The 19,366-nt window shown below is 61.6% G+C and carries 21 protein-coding genes; 11 read left to right on the plus strand and 10 right to left on the minus strand.

Annotated elements, in window-relative coordinates; translation table 11 throughout:
- The first annotated feature begins 398 nt into the window (after window positions 1-398).
- The 4 genes from IED13_RS25845 to IED13_RS25860 all read left to right on the plus strand — a co-directional run bounded on the left by IED13_RS25845 (window position 399) and on the right by IED13_RS25860 (window position 6,474).
- Window positions 399-1,580: a DUF3800 domain-containing protein gene (locus tag IED13_RS25845; RefSeq protein ID WP_157732847.1), complete on the plus strand. Its 1,182-nt coding sequence runs from the start codon at window positions 399-401 to the stop codon at window positions 1,578-1,580.
- The gene (locus IED13_RS25850; RefSeq protein ID WP_089172775.1) at window positions 1,577-2,746 is read left to right on the plus strand and encodes a site-specific integrase; all 1,170 of its coding nucleotides are present in this window, start codon (window positions 1,577-1,579) and stop codon (window positions 2,744-2,746) included. The genes IED13_RS25845 and IED13_RS25850 overlap by 4 nt, the downstream gene beginning before the upstream one ends.
- A gap of 205 nt (window positions 2,747-2,951) precedes the next feature.
- Window positions 2,952-5,375 (plus strand): NACHT domain-containing protein, encoded by a 2,424-nt coding sequence (locus tag IED13_RS25855; protein WP_089172774.1) that lies wholly within the window; start codon window positions 2,952-2,954, stop codon window positions 5,373-5,375.
- Window positions 5,376-5,520: 145 nt separating this feature from the next.
- Complete coding sequence (locus IED13_RS25860; RefSeq protein WP_191125883.1) at window positions 5,521-6,474, plus strand: recombinase family protein; 954 nt, start codon at window positions 5,521-5,523, stop codon at window positions 6,472-6,474.
- An 11-nt stretch (window positions 6,475-6,485) separates the two neighbouring features.
- On the opposite strand, the gene repC is transcribed toward IED13_RS25860, so the two are convergent.
- The 3 genes from repC to repA form a co-directional block, all read right to left on the minus strand.
- Window positions 6,486-7,802 carry a plasmid replication protein RepC gene (gene repC, locus IED13_RS25865; RefSeq protein ID WP_089172772.1) on the minus strand — a complete coding sequence of 439 codons (1,317 nt, stop codon included), beginning with the start codon at window positions 7,800-7,802 and terminating at the stop codon, window positions 6,486-6,488.
- Between the two features lie 211 nt (window positions 7,803-8,013).
- A complete protein-coding gene (gene repB, locus IED13_RS25870; RefSeq protein ID WP_089172771.1) occupies window positions 8,014-9,021 on the minus strand; it encodes a plasmid partitioning protein RepB in 1,008 nt (335 codons plus the stop codon).
- Window positions 9,022-9,196: 175 nt separating this feature from the next.
- Window positions 9,197-10,432: a plasmid partitioning protein RepA gene (gene repA, locus IED13_RS25875; RefSeq protein WP_191125898.1), complete on the minus strand. Its 1,236-nt coding sequence runs from the start codon at window positions 10,430-10,432 to the stop codon at window positions 9,197-9,199.
- Window positions 10,433-11,522: 1,090 nt separating this feature from the next.
- On the opposite strand from repA, the gene IED13_RS25880 reads away from it, so the two are divergent.
- The 4 genes from IED13_RS25880 (at window position 11,523) to IED13_RS25895 (ending at window position 13,406) form a co-directional block, all read left to right on the plus strand.
- Entirely contained in the window at window positions 11,523-11,762 is a 240-nt protein-coding gene (locus IED13_RS25880; protein WP_089172769.1) for a WGR domain-containing protein, read from the plus strand.
- Window positions 11,763-12,509, plus strand: coding sequence for an acyl-homoserine-lactone synthase (locus tag IED13_RS25885; RefSeq protein WP_248307708.1), 747 nt, complete (start codon window positions 11,763-11,765; stop codon window positions 12,507-12,509).
- Window positions 12,510-12,539: 30 nt separating this feature from the next.
- Window positions 12,540-12,782: a hypothetical protein gene (locus tag IED13_RS25890; protein WP_191125884.1), complete on the plus strand. Its 243-nt coding sequence runs from the start codon at window positions 12,540-12,542 to the stop codon at window positions 12,780-12,782.
- Window positions 12,783-13,208: 426 nt separating this feature from the next.
- Complete coding sequence (locus IED13_RS25895) at window positions 13,209-13,406, plus strand: hypothetical protein (RefSeq protein WP_157732845.1); 198 nt, start codon at window positions 13,209-13,211, stop codon at window positions 13,404-13,406.
- Window positions 13,407-13,886: 480 nt separating this feature from the next.
- Here IED13_RS25895 and IED13_RS25900 read toward each other — a convergent pair whose 3' ends face one another.
- The 7 genes from IED13_RS25900 to IED13_RS25930 all read right to left on the minus strand — a co-directional run bounded on the left by IED13_RS25900 (window position 13,887) and on the right by IED13_RS25930 (window position 17,990).
- Window positions 13,887-14,567 (minus strand): acyltransferase, encoded by a 681-nt coding sequence (locus IED13_RS25900; protein WP_089172766.1) that lies wholly within the window; start codon window positions 14,565-14,567, stop codon window positions 13,887-13,889.
- A complete protein-coding gene (locus IED13_RS25905; RefSeq protein WP_089172765.1) occupies window positions 14,564-15,037 on the minus strand; it encodes a hypothetical protein in 474 nt (157 codons plus the stop codon). Before IED13_RS25905 ends, IED13_RS25900 begins: the two co-directional genes overlap by 4 nt.
- Window positions 15,038-15,062: 25 nt before the next feature.
- Window positions 15,063-15,572 (minus strand): hypothetical protein, encoded by a 510-nt coding sequence (locus IED13_RS25910; protein WP_210323762.1) that lies wholly within the window; start codon window positions 15,570-15,572, stop codon window positions 15,063-15,065.
- Window positions 15,573-15,708: 136 nt separating this feature from the next.
- Window positions 15,709-16,269: a hypothetical protein gene (locus IED13_RS25915; RefSeq protein WP_089172764.1), complete on the minus strand. Its 561-nt coding sequence runs from the start codon at window positions 16,267-16,269 to the stop codon at window positions 15,709-15,711.
- Window positions 16,266-16,850 (minus strand): thermonuclease family protein, encoded by a 585-nt coding sequence (locus IED13_RS25920; RefSeq protein ID WP_089172763.1) that lies wholly within the window; start codon window positions 16,848-16,850, stop codon window positions 16,266-16,268. Before IED13_RS25920 ends, IED13_RS25915 begins: the two co-directional genes overlap by 4 nt.
- Window positions 16,851-16,903: 53 nt before the next feature.
- Complete coding sequence (locus IED13_RS25925; protein ID WP_248307706.1) at window positions 16,904-17,449, minus strand: thermonuclease family protein; 546 nt, start codon at window positions 17,447-17,449, stop codon at window positions 16,904-16,906.
- A gap of 43 nt (window positions 17,450-17,492) precedes the next feature.
- On the minus strand, window positions 17,493-17,990 hold the full coding sequence (locus IED13_RS25930) for a hypothetical protein (RefSeq protein ID WP_089172761.1): 498 nt from the start codon (window positions 17,988-17,990) through the stop codon (window positions 17,493-17,495).
- A 213-nt stretch (window positions 17,991-18,203) separates the two neighbouring features.
- On the opposite strand from IED13_RS25930, the gene IED13_RS25935 reads away from it, so the two are divergent.
- The 3 genes from IED13_RS25935 to IED13_RS25945 are packed head-to-tail and all read left to right on the plus strand — an operon-like array spanning window position 18,204 to window position 19,363.
- A complete protein-coding gene (locus IED13_RS25935) occupies window positions 18,204-18,755 on the plus strand; it encodes a lytic transglycosylase domain-containing protein (protein WP_248307705.1) in 552 nt (183 codons plus the stop codon).
- 12 nt (window positions 18,756-18,767) lie between these two features.
- On the plus strand, window positions 18,768-19,070 hold the full coding sequence (locus IED13_RS25940) for a TrbC/VirB2 family type IV secretion system protein (RefSeq protein WP_089172899.1): 303 nt from the start codon (window positions 18,768-18,770) through the stop codon (window positions 19,068-19,070).
- The gene (locus tag IED13_RS25945; protein ID WP_089172759.1) at window positions 19,067-19,363 is read left to right on the plus strand and encodes a VirB3 family type IV secretion system protein; all 297 of its coding nucleotides are present in this window, start codon (window positions 19,067-19,069) and stop codon (window positions 19,361-19,363) included. The genes IED13_RS25940 and IED13_RS25945 overlap by 4 nt, the downstream gene beginning before the upstream one ends.
- Window positions 19,364-19,366: the final 3 nt, after the last annotated feature.

Below are 19,366 nucleotides of genomic sequence, written 5' to 3' on the forward strand. Positions count from 1 at the left end.
CGGACTCTGAGTAGAAAGCGCAACGAGATCATATCCTTGGGCGGAAGAGCATGAAATCAAAAAGGGAACGCAAGACGTCGCCGTCCCCTTAAGCGGTTCAAATTGAAATTGGGAAGGGAAAGCGACAGCCTCGGCGGCCACGGCACAGTCCGAAACCAGGGCATTTCGCTCAGCTGGCGAGATATCATAGTACTTTGAATTCACGCCTCTAAATCTATAAAAACCAATTTAAATGGCAATATATTTGTTTCACTCCGATATCTCGTACTACATGTCCATAACTATCGATAATTACCTCTTATCGATAGTGATGGACACACGCGCAAAAAGCAGCGATTCTGGCGCTCCAGATTGCCGCCGTCGGCCCTCGGCCGACCTCAGCTCGACGAGACAGCGCCTTGACCACGCCTCCCGCCCGCTTGATCTCCTGCGACGAGGCCGGCTTCACCGGCCCGCGCATGCTCGATGACGATCAACCTGTCTTCGCCTACACCGCGATCGACCTGACAGCGGAGGAAGCCGCGGCGATCGTCGCCGCCACGCGACAAAAATACCGGGTCCAGGCGCCGGAATTGAAGGCGCAGGGCCTGCGTCGGCGCGACAATTGGAGCGAGATCGCTCTGGATCTCGCGGGCCAGCTCGAGGGCCGGGCGCTGATCATGGTCTGCGACAAGCGGCTCAATCTCGGCGGCAAGGCCTTCGAGTACCTGTTCGAGCCGGTGCTGCAGGCCAAGAACAGCCTGTTCTATCGCCACAACCTGCATCGCTTCGTGATGCACGGCCTGCACGCTGCTTTGTACAAGACCGGCGAGCGCCCGCATCAGGTCGCCGAGGAGCTCCAGGCCTTCATGCGCTCCTTCAACCCTGAGGACGCGCCAAAGCTGTTCGCCGTCAGCCAAGCGCCGGATGAGAGCTCGGTGGTGCTGAACTGCGTGCTGCGCTTCGCGCGCGGCTATGCCGGCATCATCGCCGCGGAAGCGCAGGCGCTGCAGCCGGGGCAGAGCCTGACCGGCAAATGGACGCTCGATCTGACGACGACGGCGCTGTTCAGCCTGACGCTTCAGGGTTTTGGTTTGCGCTATCCGCAGATCGAATTGCTCTGCGACGACTCGAAACCCTTGAAGGATATGGCGCATATCTTCGACACCTGGATCGGGCGCAGCGATCGGCCGGATATCACCGATGGCCGGCGGGCGACCCCGATCGGCATGAACCTGGCCGGTCCGATGCGCTTCGGCTCGTCGCTCGAGCACCCGACGATCCAGATCGCCGATGTGCTGTCGGGCGCCTCGGCCGACTTCACCAAGCGCAAGGGCGCCCCGGAGTTCGCCGCCTTCGGACCCTGGCTCGATCGGCATCTGCACCCGAACCATCTCCTGCCCGACGCCGAGGTGATCGACACCTCGCAATTGGAGCCCAGGGTCAATCTCGCGGTCCTGCGCGAGCTCGCCCGTCGCGCCGATCTGGGCGCCGATCCGCTCGCCGGCATGGACGACTTCTATGCTGCCACGATCCGGCGCTTTCGCAGTCCCGCCGCCCGGGTCCGCAACCCGGGCCGGCGCGAGCGGCGACGTCGATGAGTGATCTCGCCCTCACCTCTTTGGCGGACTCCGAGACCCGCCGCGCCCTGCAGCTCGACGCGCTGTCCGCGATCCTGCCGATGGAGCGGCGCGATCAGCTCGCCAAAATCCTGACCGATGACGACGTCGCGACGCTGCGCCACCTCGCGAAGGAGGGCATGGGGGAGAATTCCCTGCGCGCGCTCGCCTCAGACCTGGCCTATCTCGAGGCCTGGGCGATCGCGGCGACGGCTGCGCCCCTGCCCTGGCCAGCGCCGGAAGCGCTGGCGCTGAAATTCGTGGCGCAGCATCTCTGGGACCCGGCCCAACGCGAGAGCGATCCCGGGCACGGCATGCCCGAAGTCATCGCCACGGCCTTGCGGCTGGACGGTCATTTGCGCGTCGCGGGTCCGCACGCGCCGTCGACGGTCAAGCGCCGATTGGCGCATTGGTCGACGCTACACCGCTGGAAAGGCCTTATGGGCCCCTTCGCCGCCCCATCACTACGCACGGCCGTACGCCTGGCGGTCCGGGCCAGCGCCCGGCCGCGGCGGCGCAAAAGTCAGCGCGCCGTCACCCGCGACATCCTCGACCGCTTGCTGGCGACCTGCCGGAGCGATCGCTTGACCGATACGCGCGATCTGGCCTTGCTTTTGATCGCTTTCGGCTCTGGCGGCCGCCGCCGCAGCGAAATCGCCCGTCTGCGCGTCGAACAATTGTCCGAGGAGGCGCCGGTGCCGCTCGATCCTGACGATCCGGACTCAACCCGCCTGCCCTGCCTGGCGATTTCGCTCGGCAAGACCAAGACAGCGCAGGCCGACGACGCCGCCCGCGTTCTGATCGTCGGACCACCAGTCGAAGCGCTGCGTGACTGGCTCGAGCGTGCTGCGATCAGCAAGGGCGCGGTGTTTCGGGCGATCGATCGCTGGGAAGGTCTTTCCGACCGAGCACTGACCCCGCAGGCCGTCAACCTGATCCTGAAGCGCCGCTGCGCCGAGGCTGGGCTCGATCCGCTCGCGTTCTCGGCACATGGCCTGCGCTCCGGCTATCTGACCGAGGCGGCCCGCAATGGCGTTCCCCTGCCCGCGGCCATGCAGCAGTCGCAGCACCGTTCGGTCCAGCAGGCCGCGAGCTACTACAATGACGCCGAGCGGCAGCTCAGCAAGGCCGCCCGGCTCGCGCTTTAATGCCTGCCGCCCTGTTGGCCCAAGTCCTCGGCCAAACCACAGCTATGAGCCCAGCTAAGTAGCTCATCTCAATGTCCGTCGTGAAAAGCCTCTCCTCGATTGACACGTTTGACGGCGAACTCCCATCCCATACAGTGCAGATTGAAATGAGGTAACAGAGATCGGCAGATCACGCGTTCGCTAACCCGGAAAGCCATACTTGAAAATGCTATCGACGACGGAAAAAGGAAACGAATTCAGAGACACCGTTCTTGTCTTGCTAGAAGCGGCCGGGTTTCAGTGCAAATCGGAAATTAGAGCTGATTTTAAAAAAGCTGATATTGTCGCAACACGCGTTGATCCGTTTGACGGAATTCAAACGACGGCGATCGAGCTAAAAAATCTTGCCAGAAATGTTAGTAAGGCAGATTGCCAGGAATTCCTTATCGAATATGGCCGCCTTGTCTCGCAGAGAACTTTCTCCAGAGCGTGGTTGATTGCCGCGAAAGATATCAGTCCCGACGCACGAGCCCTCATAGAAGCAGTTCCAAATCTTCGCTGCTTCTCGATGCGCGAATTCAAGCGCGCACTTCTTTCTTTTGAACCGTACCTTTCCGATCTTGCCGATGCGTACGATCGGAGCTCAATAGAGAAATATTATATCTCACCGCAGAATGTCACAGGTGATGACATGGAGACGGTGATCGGTGATTGGGCACAGTCCTCAAGCACCACGCCTATCGTTATTATAGGCGGGTACGGGCAAGGGAAATCCACATTCGCCAAACACATAAGTGCAAAGCTCGCAAAGCAGATACTGTGCGGCGGAAATGGTAGAATACCCCTACTTGTTCCGTTAGGTGAGATTTTCGACGAGCAATCAGTAGACGGCTTGGTAGGAAAACTACTTGCAAGCCAAGCAAGGGTTGAAGGATATCACTTTAAATTATTTCGAGAGCTAAATCGCCTAGGTCATTTTATCATTATCTTTGATGGCTTCGATGAAATGAAGCACGGGATGACTCCGGCCATTTTCACAGCAAATTTCGAACGCCTTTTGAGCCTCAATGAAGGAACCGCAAAGTTATTGTTCTTAGGCCGCGACACAGTATTTCATGACGCCATCGAGTTTCGGTCCGTTATCGAGGGGAAAGACCTAACGCGGGCTGGGCAATTCATCCCGGTTCCGGGCAAGACGCAATGCCGAACGGAGACGTTAAAGGGCTTTGACGTTGCCGAAGCCCGCGACTTTGTCGAGCGATACTTTCCCATCGCGGTTCACGAGGCCAGAGGCAAACCAGAGGGCTCGGAATTCGACGCACAGTGGATTTCCAACCGGCTCGGGTTCCTCCTGTCAGGCAAATTTGACGAGCTTCTTTCGCGACCAGTCCATGCTCAGATGCTCTGTCAGATCGCAACGGAACCCGATCTAAATCTAGAAAAAGTATCGAAATTCCTCTTATACGATAGATTTATTCACTTTCTCTTGCATAGAGAAGTAGCAAAATCTGGTCGATTCCGCGGCTTCAGCCTAGACATACGTCGGCGCTTCAACAACATGCTGGCTTGGTGGCTGTGGGAGCAAGGAGGCGCCTCCACAAGCTCGATCTCTGTTATCCCAGATGCGCTATTTCAACAAGCGATAGGCGGAACCCGACATTCATTCACTGTGCCTGCTCTGCGGCGTGAACTCATCGCAGGTTGCTTAGTCATAAAAGATAATTCTTCGGTTTATTTCGCGCACCGTTCTATACAAGAATTCCTTGTAGCAGAATACCTATTCGAAAATAATCTGCTCAAAGATGAAGCGCCACAGTCTTTGAGAAGGACGCTTCGAAATTTAAATCCTGAAATTATTTCGTTTCTGATCGGATGGGTCCAAAATTCGCGAAGTGCTAAAACAACTACGGCAGACTGGTTCGATCTGCTAAAGCGAACGGATGCGCGGTCGATACCCCTGAGTGGATTTGATCTTTTCGTGCAGCTCAAAAAACTTACCGCAAGCACCTTCAAAGTACCGAGCCCCTGGGATGTTTTTATAGACTATTTCCTGCAAGCGGGGGCGACTCGGTTTATCGTACGGAAAGAAGCGCTACCCTGGGCCAAAGCGGAGCTGGCCTCAAAGGTTCTGGCATCCGAGGCCGGCGTCGCATCGCAGCTTGCCGAATCTCGGCAATCAGTGGCCGCCTCACTCCTGTTCTGGTCTCTGAGCGCGCGAGCAGCGAAATCAACTGCCGACTGCAATTCGTTGATGGAGTATATGATAGCGTGCCTTTTCGCACGAGAACCGGTTCGGACCATATGGGAAACGGTCAGTGAGTCCGCCACCAAGCAGCTTCGCCTATCAGCGGGGGAGTCTCTTCCAGAGGGTATATTGTTTGATTGTATAGCCCGCGGAGCGCCGAAAAACGGAAAAATCACAGTCGATATTGAGCGGGCCGCGCTGGCCTGCACATCGGCCATCAATGTGAGCTTCGATCTTAGCGACGAGTTTCTTAAATTAAATCATGCGCACGCGAGTATTGACGTAAATAAGGTTATAAAGATCGTAGATCAACTCACCGGGAAGGAAGCATCGGACGTGGCGAAGCAGTTTTTAAATGACCCTGAATTGCGGCGGCGAGTCATATCCGTCAGCGTACGGTTATAGTCACCACTCTCCTTGAAGGGTCGACAAGCACGCTTCGGGGCAACATACCAACAGCCTCCAAACCCGATTTCGGTCACAAACGATCAGTTATCCATATCTTCTGCATTTGGAAAATCGCCACTCGGCGTTCTCTCAGGCGCTCCAAATGGCCCGCGACACCCAAAATCGCGCTTCCCGTCGACCTCAGGGCCGCCTCATCGGCTATGCACGCGTCTCGACCGACGAGCAGACCACGGAAGCGCAGGAGATCGAGCTGCGCTCGGCCGGCTGCGACGTGATCGTCCAGGAGCATGGTTCCGGCGCGTCGCGCGCCCGTCCGGCTCTGGCGAAGCTGCTGCGTGAGATCGGCGCCGGCGACACCCTCATCGTCGTGCGTCTCGACCGCCTGGCGCGCTCGGTCAGCCATTTGCTTGACGTGATCGAGGACCTGACGGCGAAGAGCGCGCATTTCCGCTCGCTGCGCGATCCGATCGATACGACGACACCGCAAGGCATGTTTTCGCTGCAAGTCCTCGGCGCCGTCGCGCAGCTCGAGCGCGCGCTGATTTCCGAGCGGACCAAAGCCGGCATCAAGGCCGCGAAATCCAAAGGCCGGCTTCCCGGCAATCCTGGTATTCGCGAACGCCGACCGGAGATGCTGGCGAAGATGACCGCCGCCCAGAAGGCAGCCTATGGCGATCGCGTTCAGGCAACGGCGAGCCAATGGCTGCCGATCGTCAGACGGATGCGGCCGGACCATAGCTGGGACGACATCGCCCGCGTGCTGAGACAGCGCGGGTTCGACTCGACACCGGAGCGCTTGCGTCGGGCCGTCAAATGGTTGGTCGGCGAACACATGGCCGATAGGGCGCTGCTGCGGAAATCGCCTCCGCGGCTCCCCGAGGATCGCCTCGTGACGCTGGTGGCCGGCATTCACGTCTCGAACCCGAATCTCACGCTGCGCGAGATCGCAAGCCAGCTTGAGCGGCTGCATGAGCGAACGCCGCGCGGCGGTTCGAAATGGTCGCCGTCCTCGGTGAAGAACCTGATCGATCGCGCCCGCCGCTCCGGACTGATCGCCGGAGACGGCAACACGACCGAGGCCGCTACCAAAGGATAAGCCCGCAGCCATCACGGCCTCGGCTTCTGCAAGCTTTTCAGCAGCGCCGCCGAGGCCTGGATACGCGGCTGCGAAGCCGTGGCGCCATCCTCAGCCGACCCCTCTTCGACCGCCCCCGCCTTCTGTGCATCGAGCCGAGCTCGCAGCAACGCCATGACCATAGGCCAGGTCGAGAATTTCTCCTCCTTCGCCCGGTCGGTCAGGCTGCGCAGGTAACCGCCGGCGTTGTTGATCTGCCCGGCACGCTGATACATCGCCGCCAGCGTGATCGCGGCGTGCTGCTCACCCATGACCTCGCGCGCTTCACGCCAGGCGCTCGGGCTGATCCCGAGCGACGGCCGGGCTAGTTCCGCCGCCGCCAGGAAATCGCGCCAGTGTCGGATTTCGCCGCCCTGCGCCAGCTCCCGCACGTTCGGGCAGGCGTCGAGCACAATGCCAAGAGGCAGTTCCCGCTTCGGTAGGCTCCGCACATTGTCGGTTTCCGCGACGATGACTGCCGCTTCCTCGTTGCTCGAAAAGCCGTCTTCAGATTCAGTTAGAGGCTCTGGTTTTGAATTCTGTATGTGACGACCAGAATGGGACTCATTGGCATCCGGATTCTGAGCTTTAGCGAATGATTCCAGCACGTCGCGGATCTGCGTGCAGAGGTCCTGCAGATAGATGCAAATGGTTTCAACGAGCTGCCTAGGAGCCGTACGGGGAAGCCTCCCGATGATCTCCTGGTAGGTCTGCTGCACCCTGCCCCAATTGCCCGGAACGCGCTCCTCGATGCCGGCGTCGATCATCTTGACGATATCCCGGCGCAGCAACGTGAGTCGCTCCTTGGCCACGCGAAACGCCTTCTTCTCAGCCTGCACCGCTTCGGCCAGGTCCTTGAACTCCTCAGCGCGCGCGACGATCGGCGAGAGGTCGAAGCCATAGGCCTGCTCGATCTCCCCTCCCCTTCCCTTCCGGGCGAAGCGCTTGCCGTTCGGGCTATCGCGACGGATGATCAGGCCGCACGCGACGAGTACGGCGATGTGCCGCCGCAGCGTCGTCGCCGGCATGCCGTTGGCGCGCGCCATCAACTGCTCGTTCGACGGCCAGACGACGAGTTCCGCTTCGCCGGTGAGCGCGGTTTCCGGGTGGAAGGTCAGCAGCGCGCTCAGGATCGCAAGCGAGCGATCCGTGGCGCCGAGGAGCTCTCTCGCCACGCGAACGTCGTTGAAGACGTGCCACTTGTGTACGACGGCATCAGGCTTCGTCGCCTTTGCCGCCATCTGACTTGAAATCTGGCCAAGCGTCATCGGCCGCCGCCCAAAGGGCGTCGTTGTTACATGCGTCTGCACGTTCCTTTACCTTTTGTTAGGCAAAGAAAATCCGCTCGCCAAAACGACGCTGAGTCCGTTCAGGACTCTTGACTGTGATTCGGGGAAGTGCGATTCTCAAAGTCGCCAAACTAGAGAGAAAGGGCTTCCGGAATCCGTTTCGGGGGCCTTTTTTCTTTGCGGTTTACGTGTGTCTAGCGATGCGAAAGCGCCTCGCCTTCTTCACCACCTTTCAGCTTCTCGATCGTTCCTCCTCCCTTCCAGTCGAAAACTCGGCGTAGAGGTCGTCAAGTCGCGACGAAATCCACGTTGCGAACTCCGGGACAACCTTCTCGTTGAAAACAAGCGCGGTCTTGCCTCCCGAGCGTTCCACGCGACCCGCTCGCTTTCCAGCTTGGTTGACCCAAATATCCGTCGGCTTGCTGGCGCGCTTGGGCTGCTTGTCGACGGCCTTTAGGACCGCTTGAAATCTGCCATCGCTGTCCAACGCGATTGTCTCTGGATCGCTCAGCAGGTTTTCGGCTGCGATGACAGCCTTTCCATCCTCGAGCTTATCGGCAAGAGCAATCCACCGGGCTCTACCGGTTTTCGCGGCTGGTCCGATCTTCTGGACAATCTGCTCCGGCAGCCGTCGGGCGATTGCAATGTACCGGCTAAGGTCTGACTTGTCGGTCGAGAGTGCGGCCAGGATCGTGGAGCGATCGTATCCGGCATCCTCAAGGCGCCTCGCGAAGAAGGCCTTCTCGATGAAGGTCAGGTCCGCGCGATCGAGGTTCTCTCGCCCTTGCGCGATAACGAGCTCGGCATCGGTCAGATTCCGAACAATCGCCTTAACTGGTCGTCCCAAGCGGGTTGCTACTCTGAGCCGCCGGCGTCCGTAAACAATCTGAAAATGATTGGCTTTCTCCGGGTGCGGGCGGACAAGAATCGGCACTTGTTGCCCACGCTCGCGGATACTCTCCACCAGGGTCTCAAAGCCCGGATCGACATCGATAGCGATACGATCTGCTATTCTCGACCCTTCGATCTGCGCAGCCTCCAGCGAGAGTACTACCTCGCCTTCAGCAAGCTGTTGATGCAAGCGCTCGGCAGCCCTCGCACCTTCCGTCATCTCTTGAAGCGAACTGCCCATTGCGGCGATCGCGCCGGTACGAACACGCTCAGCATTTTTCGGCGGCACATGTGCAGCCGGCTCGGGCTTCCTTAGGAATAGCGAGTTGATGGCATCCTTCCGGCTCATCAGCGCCCTCCCACCGCGTGACCACAGCACATCAGCCAAAGTTGGGAGCTCCCAACTCCAGACAACCAGTCACTCCGAACGCCCCCCTTCCGGGCGGGACAACGAAGAAAGTTGGGAGCTCCCAACAGCCACAAATTGGTCCTGATCGGCATCGCCCCAGGCAGGAATGCTGAAATCATCCGCGCCCCCATGCCGCTTTCATTAGGCCCTCGATTTCTGCATTTACTGCCTGAAGCGACTCCATCGCTCGGTCGTAAGTTGACCGAGTCATGTTCTCTCTTCCAATTTCGTACAGGGTCTGGTTGGACAATCCGGCATCCGAGACTGCCGCGGACTTGACCATCGGATTGGTCAAAACGAAATCGTCAAACATGTTCCGCAACAGCGCCGCCACCTTGGTCTGCGGAGCGTCCTGCGGCTCGAATCGGGTCAGTAGATACCGGACGAAATCATACTTGAGTTCACCGCCAGCGTCCCTGACAACACCCAACAGATCGCGTGTCATCAAGAGGAACTGACTCATTGAGGCGATATCGAGCATTTGCGGATGCACCGTGACGACCATGGACGTCGCTGCGCACAGCCCGCTTAGCGTCAGGAAGCCAAGCTGGGGAGGGCAGTCGATAACGACGATGTCATACTGATCCGCCACGTCATCGAGGGCCCGAGCAACGCGGGTGAAGAACAGGCCGTCGCGCGTCTGCACACCAGAGGTCAGGGCCTTTGGTGTCGTGTGTTCAAACTCCATCAGCTCCAAATTGCCAGGAACGAGATCCAACCCATCGAAATAGGTTTTGCGGATGACGTCGCTCAGTGCCCGCTTCTGATCATCGTATCGGATGGCCGCATACAGGGTCTCATTCGATAGAACCTCCGTCTCGGGAAGCACCCCGAGGAGCGCAGATAGGCTAGCTTGAGGGTCGAGATCGATAGCGAGAACCCGATAGCCCTGAAGCGCAAGGTGCTGCGCAAGGTGGGCCGACGTTGTCGTCTTGCCCGACCCGCCTTTAAAGTTCGTCACTGCGATAACCTGCAGGTGCTCCCCAGGGCGGCGATGGGGAACGACATCAATCCGATCCCGACCGCGAAGAGATTTGGCGAGTAGCTGACGCAGCTCGTTAATCTGAGCCAAGGTGTAAAGCCGGCGGCCATTGCTGGCGAGATCGGGCTGCGGTCCTTCGCCGGCTAACGTCATCTTCCTTAGAGTGGAATCCGAGATGGAAATCAGACGCGCTGCCTCGCCAGACGTAAATTTCCGCAGAACCTTCCTCGAGGTGGGAGGAAAGAGCGCCTCGCTCATGGCATGGAGTTGCGAGCTGAGAAGCTCAGCCTGCGCGCCGATGGTGTCCTCGACAGAGGGGATCAGCTTTCGCGTATGCTCGGCAGCTTGACTCACGTTCGAAACTCTCATCACGGAAAAACGGGCAAACACCCATATTTACCGTGACGATAGCAATTAGCCATTCTGCTGCAAGAGTTTAATGGTTAACTAGTACTTAACGGCAGCGCCGGCTTCCGCTTCTACCCATCTACGCTCGGCTGCTTCAATGAAGGATTTCAACGCGGTAGCCGAACCGGACCCACCGCGCAGGAAGGCCAGCGGGCCACAAATTCACTCGGGGTAACCTCCGCACTTCCCGACCACAGGGCAGTGAATTCCCCCCGACTCATTCGCCAGACGGAGAATCGCGCGAACAATTGCGTCCTACGGGGTAGCCAAGGCGATGTACCATTTGGCCTCCGAACATCGCGAACACAAGCACCTCGTCGCAGATCACCGTCGAGACGAAGTCCGACGACAACTGGTGCATCCCACTCAGACGCGGTAACGTCGCTCTTGAGGCAGTACGCGCTGCCTTGGGGCGTCGAAACCCCTGGTTAGCGGTTGGTGCCGGCCGTGACGGCACCGCACTCCTTGACCCTATGGTCGGGGATCCTGTGGCGCATGCAACAGGTTCACCCGAACTAAAGGCCATGGGGCCGTCTAACCACGGTTTCGAACTCCCCGATCACCAAGAGTCAGCGAGGGATTGTTTGCGGGGGCGTACCGCAGGCATTGCTCTTTGGGGAATGAAGACGTGGCGCCAGGCCGACCACAGTCCGACGACAATCGCGCAGACCGCGCCATCGCGGCGCATCGCTCTTACCTCGACGCTCTCGTCGCGTGGGAGCGCGCTCTTCACGCGATAGAATGTGACCTCTGCCGACCGCGCGATGCGTCGCAGAAAGAGCTGGTCGAACTCGCTGAGCAAGCCGAAGCTGAGAAGGAGCGCTGGCGCGCAGCGTTTCGAGATCTGGCCGCAGAGCTCGGATACATCCCGAGAGGGGAGGGGATCGCGCTTCCGGATCAGGAACAAGGATGCGAATGTCCAGATCCTGCCACGGCGGCCGCTCTTTCATCACGGGCGTGAATCGACCGCCTCTGATCGATTCAACCAATCAATTGGACCCAACGGTGGGCGAATGGGACGATTCGGCTGACGCAACATGCCGGGTCCGCCATGCCTCTCCTTCACATCCTCCTCGAGCGGATCGACCCCGCGCAGAACATGGCGCGCTACTATGTGCTGTCGATCGAGCCGACGCTCTTCGGCGATAGTGCCCTGGTCCGCGAATGGGGACGAATCGGCTCGTCCGGCCAGCGCCGCAGCGAACTCTTCCAGCAACCGAACGACGCCCATCTCGCACTCGACACCTGGTTGAAGCGCAAACGCCAGCGTGGGTATCAGCAGCGACAATAAATGCCCAACCTGCGGCTGCGTCGTGGCCGACTTTTCTACTTGCAATGGGTATTTATCACCATAGCGGTCCAGGACTCGGTGTGGCGCACTCGGCGCCCGTTTTTCCAGCCGAGGAGCTCCGCGATGCTTATGGTCATTCCGGGCTCGGACATCAGCCGTCACGCCGCGCTGATGGATCGGGTCTTCCGCTTCCGCCATTCCATCTTCGTCGACGAGAAGGCCTGGACTGATCTGCGCCAGCCCGACGGCCGCGAGCGCGACCAGTTCGACGACGAGAACGCCATCCACCATGTCTGCCTGCGCGGCGATGAGATTGTTGGCTATCAACGCCTGCTGCCGACAACGCGACCGCATCTCCTGACCGAAGTGCTGGGAGATCTTTGCCGAGAACGACCGCCGACTGGTCCTCGCATCTTCGAATGGACACGCTTCTGCGTCGCGCAGGGCTGGCGGGACCTGCGCCCCCGGCCGGACGGCCCCTTCCTCGAGCTCGCGCAGGGCGTCGTCGAATGGGGGTTGGCTCGTCGAATCGACACGGTCACGGTCGTAATCGACTGGCGCCTGATGGTGATCGCCATGCAGCTGCGCTTCTTCGTCCGTCCGCTCGGCTTCCCGAAGAAGATCGGGCGAGATGAGGTTGTCGCGCTACGGATGTCGTTCAGTCGCGAAACTCTCGACATGCTCCACCAAGCCCGCGGCTCCGAAACCTCGGTCCTCTCCGAATTCCCGCTCTCGACGGCAGCGTAAGTCCCGGCCGAGACGCGAGGAAACAGCACCATGATCCGAATGACCGACGCGAAGGTCGTGGCCGGCGAGTTGCACGCGCGATACGATCACGCTCGCGCCGTCACACTCATGGCGCGGACCATGCAGAAGGCGTTGTTCGGCGGCCGGCAGGACGAGGTCGTCTTCTGGGCTCTGGTCTACGCCCATTATTGCGGCGGGGAGTTATCCCCCGCCATCGATGGGCAGCTCGATACCGTGCCTTTCATCCTGCGTGATCCGTCCGGATTCAGCTGAATCGGGGAAAATTCCCGCCTACGCGCCGTGCGGCAGTGTTCTGATGGCCCGCTTTTCCAGCGTAGTGTCCGACGCCGCGCGATGCCTCGATCACGCGTCGCGTTTCATCGGCTTGTCGCTCATCCTCTCCTATGGTCAACTAAACGGGTCGAAAGCCGCCAAAGAGCGGTGGGTTGGGTGGAGAGCGTAGTGCTGTTTAGCCATCGTTTCACGGCTGTCTGGGTCCGCACCGGCATCGTCGCCGTGCTGTTCGGTGTCGTGCTGCTGCCGTTGGCCTTCGGACGCTGACCGCGTCCGCGCGAGATCGAAACCGCCGATCGAGCGACATAGGCGCTGAATGAAGCCGTCGCTGTCGAAATGGGAGCACACTTTCCTCGCCGCTCTCCATTCGCTATGCCGCAGGACGCAATCAATCGCGAGGATATGGTGTATCAGGTCAAGGCCTTCACCCGGGTCTCCAAGACGAATAAGCGCGCGCCCACGGCAAGCGAAGCGCTCCGCCTCTTTCGCGAGATGCAGGCCGGCCCCGGCGTGACGTCTTGCGCCGTCTTTCAGAAGGGCGTGCTCGTCAGCCAATCGGAGCTGGAGCGGGCAGCCAACCGCGAGCAGAACCTACGCGCCTGAGTCGCCAAGGTCATATGCCATCGACATGCAGAGGGCGCATAACGGACCTCAGCAATGCTGCGTTGCAAAATGGCCCGTGCGGGCCGATATCGGCGGCACGGTTGTTCCGAACGGGCTCCGCCACCTCCTCCCGGCGTCGACCCCGTTTCAGCCGTTCCCCTCTGAGATATTTGGCGTGTCGCCGAATGTTTCAAACTTTCAAGGCCGGCTCCCGAAAGGGACGTCGGCCTCTTTTCTTGGCGCCCCGATCCTACGCCTCGCGAACAATGTGATGAGGGGATCGGTCGCCACGCGATGGCATGCGACCCGACATAGCAACCGCTCAAGAAGAAGGGCCCGCAGGCCCTTTGAAAGTTGCCTGAAACCAGGCTCGGGGAGGCGTGGAAAGGGTCTCGCTTTCCGCAAAGTCAGGTTAGCCGAGGGGATTGGTATTGCAAGAGAATTGCAGCCAATGGTTGCAGCTCCGTATCAAAGAGCCAACTACACATCCGTCGACCGCACGATGACCGATGCCTCGGACGATGACGGCGGATTGGCCGCGACTCCAATTGAAGTTGGATAGTCACCTGGTCCGGACGGCGTCGGCGTACAGGTCGTCGACGCTTCGCCGGTGAAGCAGGAGGCATCATAGCCAGCTCCCTTGACGAGATAGGTGCAGACGCTGACGCCATTGCCATCCTTGACGTTGCGCGCGTTGCAATCGCCGCTCGCGGCATAGTTGGCGAGCTTGCCGCCCTTGCCGCAGCCGAACTGGCAGGCCATCAGGATCGCCGACTGGTCGATCGTGGCGCAACGTCCGCCGGAACAGACCTGCTGGCCGACCAGCGAGCTCATGCCGTTCTTCTGCACCTGCGACCAGGAGTTCTGCTGGTATCGTGTCCAGGCAGCGACCTGGGCCTGCGGATCATTGAGGAAGCTCTGGGCGCTGCCGCTGTAATAGCGCTCGAAGGTGCCCGGACAGAACTGGAAGGCGCCAAGGCAACCATATTGGTTGGTGGTGCCGAAATTCCCCTCGGCGGCCGAAACCTTCGCGGCGAAGGGCGCACAGTTCGCCGGGATGCCCGCTGAGGTCAGGCTCGCGGCGGATTCGCCGGCGAAGGCGAGCGCGGATGAGAGGCAGAGCGCGATGCCGGCCTCGAAGAGGGCAGGGCGCTTCCTCATGGCTTGCCCTCGCCGAGCTCGAAGCGGAAATCGCCGTTGAGCAGCGTCTTGCCATCGTCGCTCAGTCGGAACGGATTTCGCGCGAATTCCGCCTGCAGCCCGTTCGCCGGCAGCCCGGCGAAGCGGGGATCGTTCGGTGGGATGATCTGGCGCATCATGTCGTCGATGAGCACGGCGCGGCGGCCGCCTGGCTCGATGCGCAGCAACCGGGTCGGACAGGTCGCAGCAGCACAATCGTCGTTCCAGATCTGCGAAATCAGGAACTCGCCGCTCGCTGTGCGCAGCTGATACTCGTGGATGGTCACCGGGCCACCGGAAAGCGCATCGCCCGTCCAGATGCCATCAGGATCGGTCGCGACGTTCCGATAGCTCGCCTTGTAGCTGAAGCTCGCCTCGGCGGCGCGTGATGGGCTGGCGATCGCCGAGCAGGCGGCAGCCAAGGCGAAGGTCCCGAACAGTGCTGATCTCATCGATGCCTCCCTGGGCGATGGGCGCTCATGGGCGCGCGAGCGGAATGTTGAAAGAGCAGCCGTCGACAACCTGGTGGTTGACGACCATGCCGAGCTTCAGGCGCTTCGAGCCGACATCATAGGCACCGTAAGCGGCCGAGGCGGATGGATCGATGTTGGCACCTGGTTCCGGCTCGAGATAGCAGCCGCGGCCGGCGTCCAGCGTCTCGACGCGAATGCCGTTATAGATCGCGATCCGCATCGGACAGAGCTTCACGACCGCGCGCACCTTGCTTTCGCGTAGCTTGGGCGCGCAGCCGAGCGCTGTGTTCAGCACCGTCAGCACAACGGAACGCCGCTCGCTCCAGATCACGAAATGTGCAGCGATCGCCGGCGCGTTGCCGTCGACGAAGCGCCGATCGCCGCGCACCCGATAGGCCTCGTTGTTGGCGTCGATCTGATCTTTCCAGATATCGGTATAGGTCGCGCTGCGCGGTGTCGGCCGCTGCAGATCGGAATAGGCGAGGGGACGCCAGGCACCGGGATCGGGTGTCAAGGCCTGAGATTGAGCCCCATCCACCGGCGCGATCACCAGCCCCAACAGGACCGGCGCCGCCCACCGGCACCGCTGCCAGGCGGCTTCGTCACTCTCTCTCCCGGAAGAAGCCGAGCCAACCACAGCCACTCGCCCCCTAGCGGTACCGCGACCGGCCGGGCACCCACCACCAGAGATCGCGTGGCGAGCCCTCGCGATCGCGCCAGGCAACGGACGCGCGCGGCGGATCGACCGGCAGCATCGTCCAGTGCGAAAGGTGATAGTAGAAGTTGACGGCCTCCCGCCGGACGGCGCGCCCGTCGCCGTCGAGGAAATCCGTGGCGCAATGCACGACGGGACCGCGATAGCGCGTCACACGGGCCGTCTCCGCATCCAGCGCCCCGGGTTTGCAACCGAACAGGCGGACCGCGGGAGGATAGGGCCGACCGGCAGCCGAGGCGCCGATCAAGCGGCGATGGGCGGCGTTGGCGTCGGATTGGGTCGGGTAGGGGAAGCGCTCGGTCAGGATCGGCGCGAAGGTCGATCCGTCCGGAGCGTATTCCAGTCGTCCCGGAACGACGCGCTCCGGCGTGTGCAGGGCCTCCGCTCCGGCGATCGAAGTCACGGCAACCGGCTCCGGCGGCTCGGGAGTCGTTGCCGCGCACCCCGCAACCGTGGCGGCAAGCACGACGCCGAATAGGGTCCGGTTACCCGTCATGGGGCGGCTTCCCCTGGCGCGGCCGGTGCGGCGGACGATCGATGTGCGCGCCAGTCCCAGGGCATTTCGAAGGTGCTGGACCAAAGGCCGCGATAGGCCTTGCGCGCCTGCTGCTCGGCCTGCCCGTAGCTCGGCGGGTTCGTCTGATCCTCGGCGGCCGCCGGCGCCAGCACGGCGACACCCTCGCGCAGCATCGAGGCCGCGAGATCGGGATGACTGGCCGTAGCGCAGCGCGCGAGGCGCTCATCACCGTCTTCGCGGATCACGGCACAGGCGAGCCAGCGATTGAGCGTCGCGGTGACGAGCCAGGCGGTGGCCATGGTGCCGCAGGGCCAGGGCTGGCGGCCGAGCGTCGCCATCTGGCCGGGCGCGCAGGTCTCGATGCCATAGAGCCGGAATACCGTCTTGGTCTCGATATCGCGGAAGCGCGTGCCGTCGATAACCTCGACCCGCAAGGGAGGGGACTGCGCTGGCAGCTTCGGACGATAGGTTCCGGTGCTCAAGGCCTGTGCGAGACATGGCGCGGCGAGTGCGACGACGCCGAGGCAGCCGAAGAGGCGTGCATCACGAAGCCAATTCATCGCGAAATCCGGGGTCGAGCATGGGACGGCAATCGGAATCTCCTCAAGCGTGCTCAGCGCTGCGATGCGCCGGCCGCGGGCGTGCTGCCTTCCCGCAAGGCGCGCAGGATGATGGCGTTGGGATCGGGCAAATCGGCAAAGGCCCAGAGTCCAGCGCGCGCCTGCTGCGCGACGCGCTGGGCAACCAGGTAGGGCTCGTGAACCGGCTTGCCGTCGGCGTTCAGCGCCGCGAAGGCGAAGCCCGTGGCGATCAGGGCGGTGCCGAGATCGATGCGGGAGCCCGCGCCCGACCCTTCGCTGCGCGACGCGACGCAGAAGACGAAGACCGTGCGATTCTGCGGCAGGGCGGCCGCGTCATAGCATTGCGGTTTCAGGTCACGGATCAGGGCGATCAGCATGGCAAGCGAGGCCTCGCCGCAATCGCGCCGAACCCCATGCGCATTGGTGAAGCCCGTGCCGCGCAGGCAGGATTGCACGCCGTAGAGGCGATAGGTCGTGCCGGCCTCCGACCAGCTATCGCCGGTGAGGTAGAGTGCATTCGTCGGGACCGGAAACCAGCGCGAGCCGGCGGCTTGCGCGAACGCGGTTCCTGCGGCCATGACCACTCCGATCGTCAGCGCGAGGGATCCGGCAACCCGCATCTCAATAGCCCTGCAGCGAGAAGTAGAAGCGCTGGACGCCATTCGCCGTGGTGATATCCACGAAATGCGGCTCGCTGCGCGTCGCCCGCGGCGTGGTCGGATAGGTCGTCCTGCAGCCGGTGTCGGACATGCAGCTCTGCTGCGGCTTCGACAGATCGGCGCAGAGATTACCGTTCTGGGATTGCGTGACGGCGGTTACGTAATCGTCCCCCGCCTGAACCGGCGTCTCGCCGGCAGGACAGGCCTGGTACGGCTCATATCCGAGGCCGCTCGTGCGACCCTCCGGGCAGGCCGGCCAGCTCCCGCCCTTGGCAAGAATCCGAAACAGGGTCTGCATCACCGGGACGCAATAGGGGATGCTCGGCCAACCCGGTGAGGTCGCGGCGGAGCAAAGCAGCACCTTGCAGCCGAAGGATGCGTCCTGCGCGCGGGCGGGCCCGGCCGAAAGCGGCCCGAGCAGGCTCAACATCACCATCCCGCAGGCAGCTTGGCGTCTCATCGTTCCTCCGCAAACGGGGTTGACCGGCTCGTGTCGAAGCGGCTACCACATGTCTAACATCTATTCTAATAGATATTAGATGGAAAGAGCGAACGGATGCGGATTCGGAGCTTCGTAGTCGGATTAGGGATCTTTACGAGCGCTTTCGGCAGCGTTCACGCGCAGGATCGCTCGCCGGCGAGACATGCCGCTGTCGACGCATCGGGCCGTGTGGTGCCGATCTCGCCGGTGCCGCCACAGGCGGCGGGATCCGACAGGGCAGGGGGCGCAGCGCCCTGCGCAACCGATAAGCCGCTATCGTCGGAGGACGCCCGCGCGCTCGTCACCCGCGTCGCGACGGAAGAGGATTTCTATCCCGATTTCGTGCTCTCGGTCGCCAAGACCGAAAGCCGTTTCAACTCGGTCGCGGTCTCGGAGAAGGGCGCCTTCGGGCTGATGCAGCTGATGCCGGCGACGGCAAAGCGCTTCAAGGTCGATCTCTGCGACCCCACTGGCAATGTGCTGGGTGGGGTGCGCTTCCTACGGGCGCTCCACCAGAAATACCGGAACCCCTTCTATATCCTCGCCGCCTACAACGCCGGCGAGGACGCGGTCGAGAAGAACCGCGGCGTCCCGGCTTTCCCCGAGACGATCCGCTACGTCGCCGAGGTCATCAACGACTTCTACGCCTTGCCCGCGCCTGGCCGCACAGCCGCGCGCACATCCTCGTCGAAGGCCACGGCACAGGCGGCCTGGAACGATGGTTTCGTCATGCATATCGACTGAATGGAGATCCCGATGATCGCTTCGCTTGCCCGTCGTGTTCTTGGCAGCGCCGTTTTGGCGCTGAGCGCCACCGCCGCCTCCGCGCAGTCCGGCGGCACACTTCAACCCGTCCAGTCGACCCTGCAGCAGCTCGTCTCGACCCTGACCGGCCCGATCTCGACCTCGCTCGCGACGCTGATGGTGATTGGCTGCGGCTTCGCGGCCTGGGCCGGGCGTCTGACCTGGGGTTTGGCCGGCGCCGGCATCTTCGGCATCGTCCTTGTCTTCGGCTCTGCCCAGATCGTCCAGTTCTTCCAGTCGGCGGTCGGCCAATGACGGGAGACGAACTCGAGGATCCGCTGATCACGCCGTTGGTCAAGGCACTGACCCGGGCACCGACGCTGATGGGCGTGCCCTACATGTATTTCATGTTCAACGGCGTGGTTTCGAGCGTCTGCTTCCTGATCACGCATAATCTCCTGATGCTGCTCGTCGCGATCCCGCTGCACCTGCTCGGCTATGTGCTGGCGCTGCGGGACGATCGCATCTTCGAAATCCTGTTCGTCCGCTCGACGAAATGTCCGCCGCGTTCGCGCGCCTTTTGGGCGGCCGACAGCTATCGGGTCTGAGGT

Source organism: Allobosea spartocytisi, from assembly GCF_014764685.1.
Lineage (GTDB): Bacteria > Pseudomonadota > Alphaproteobacteria > Rhizobiales > Beijerinckiaceae > Allobosea > Allobosea spartocytisi.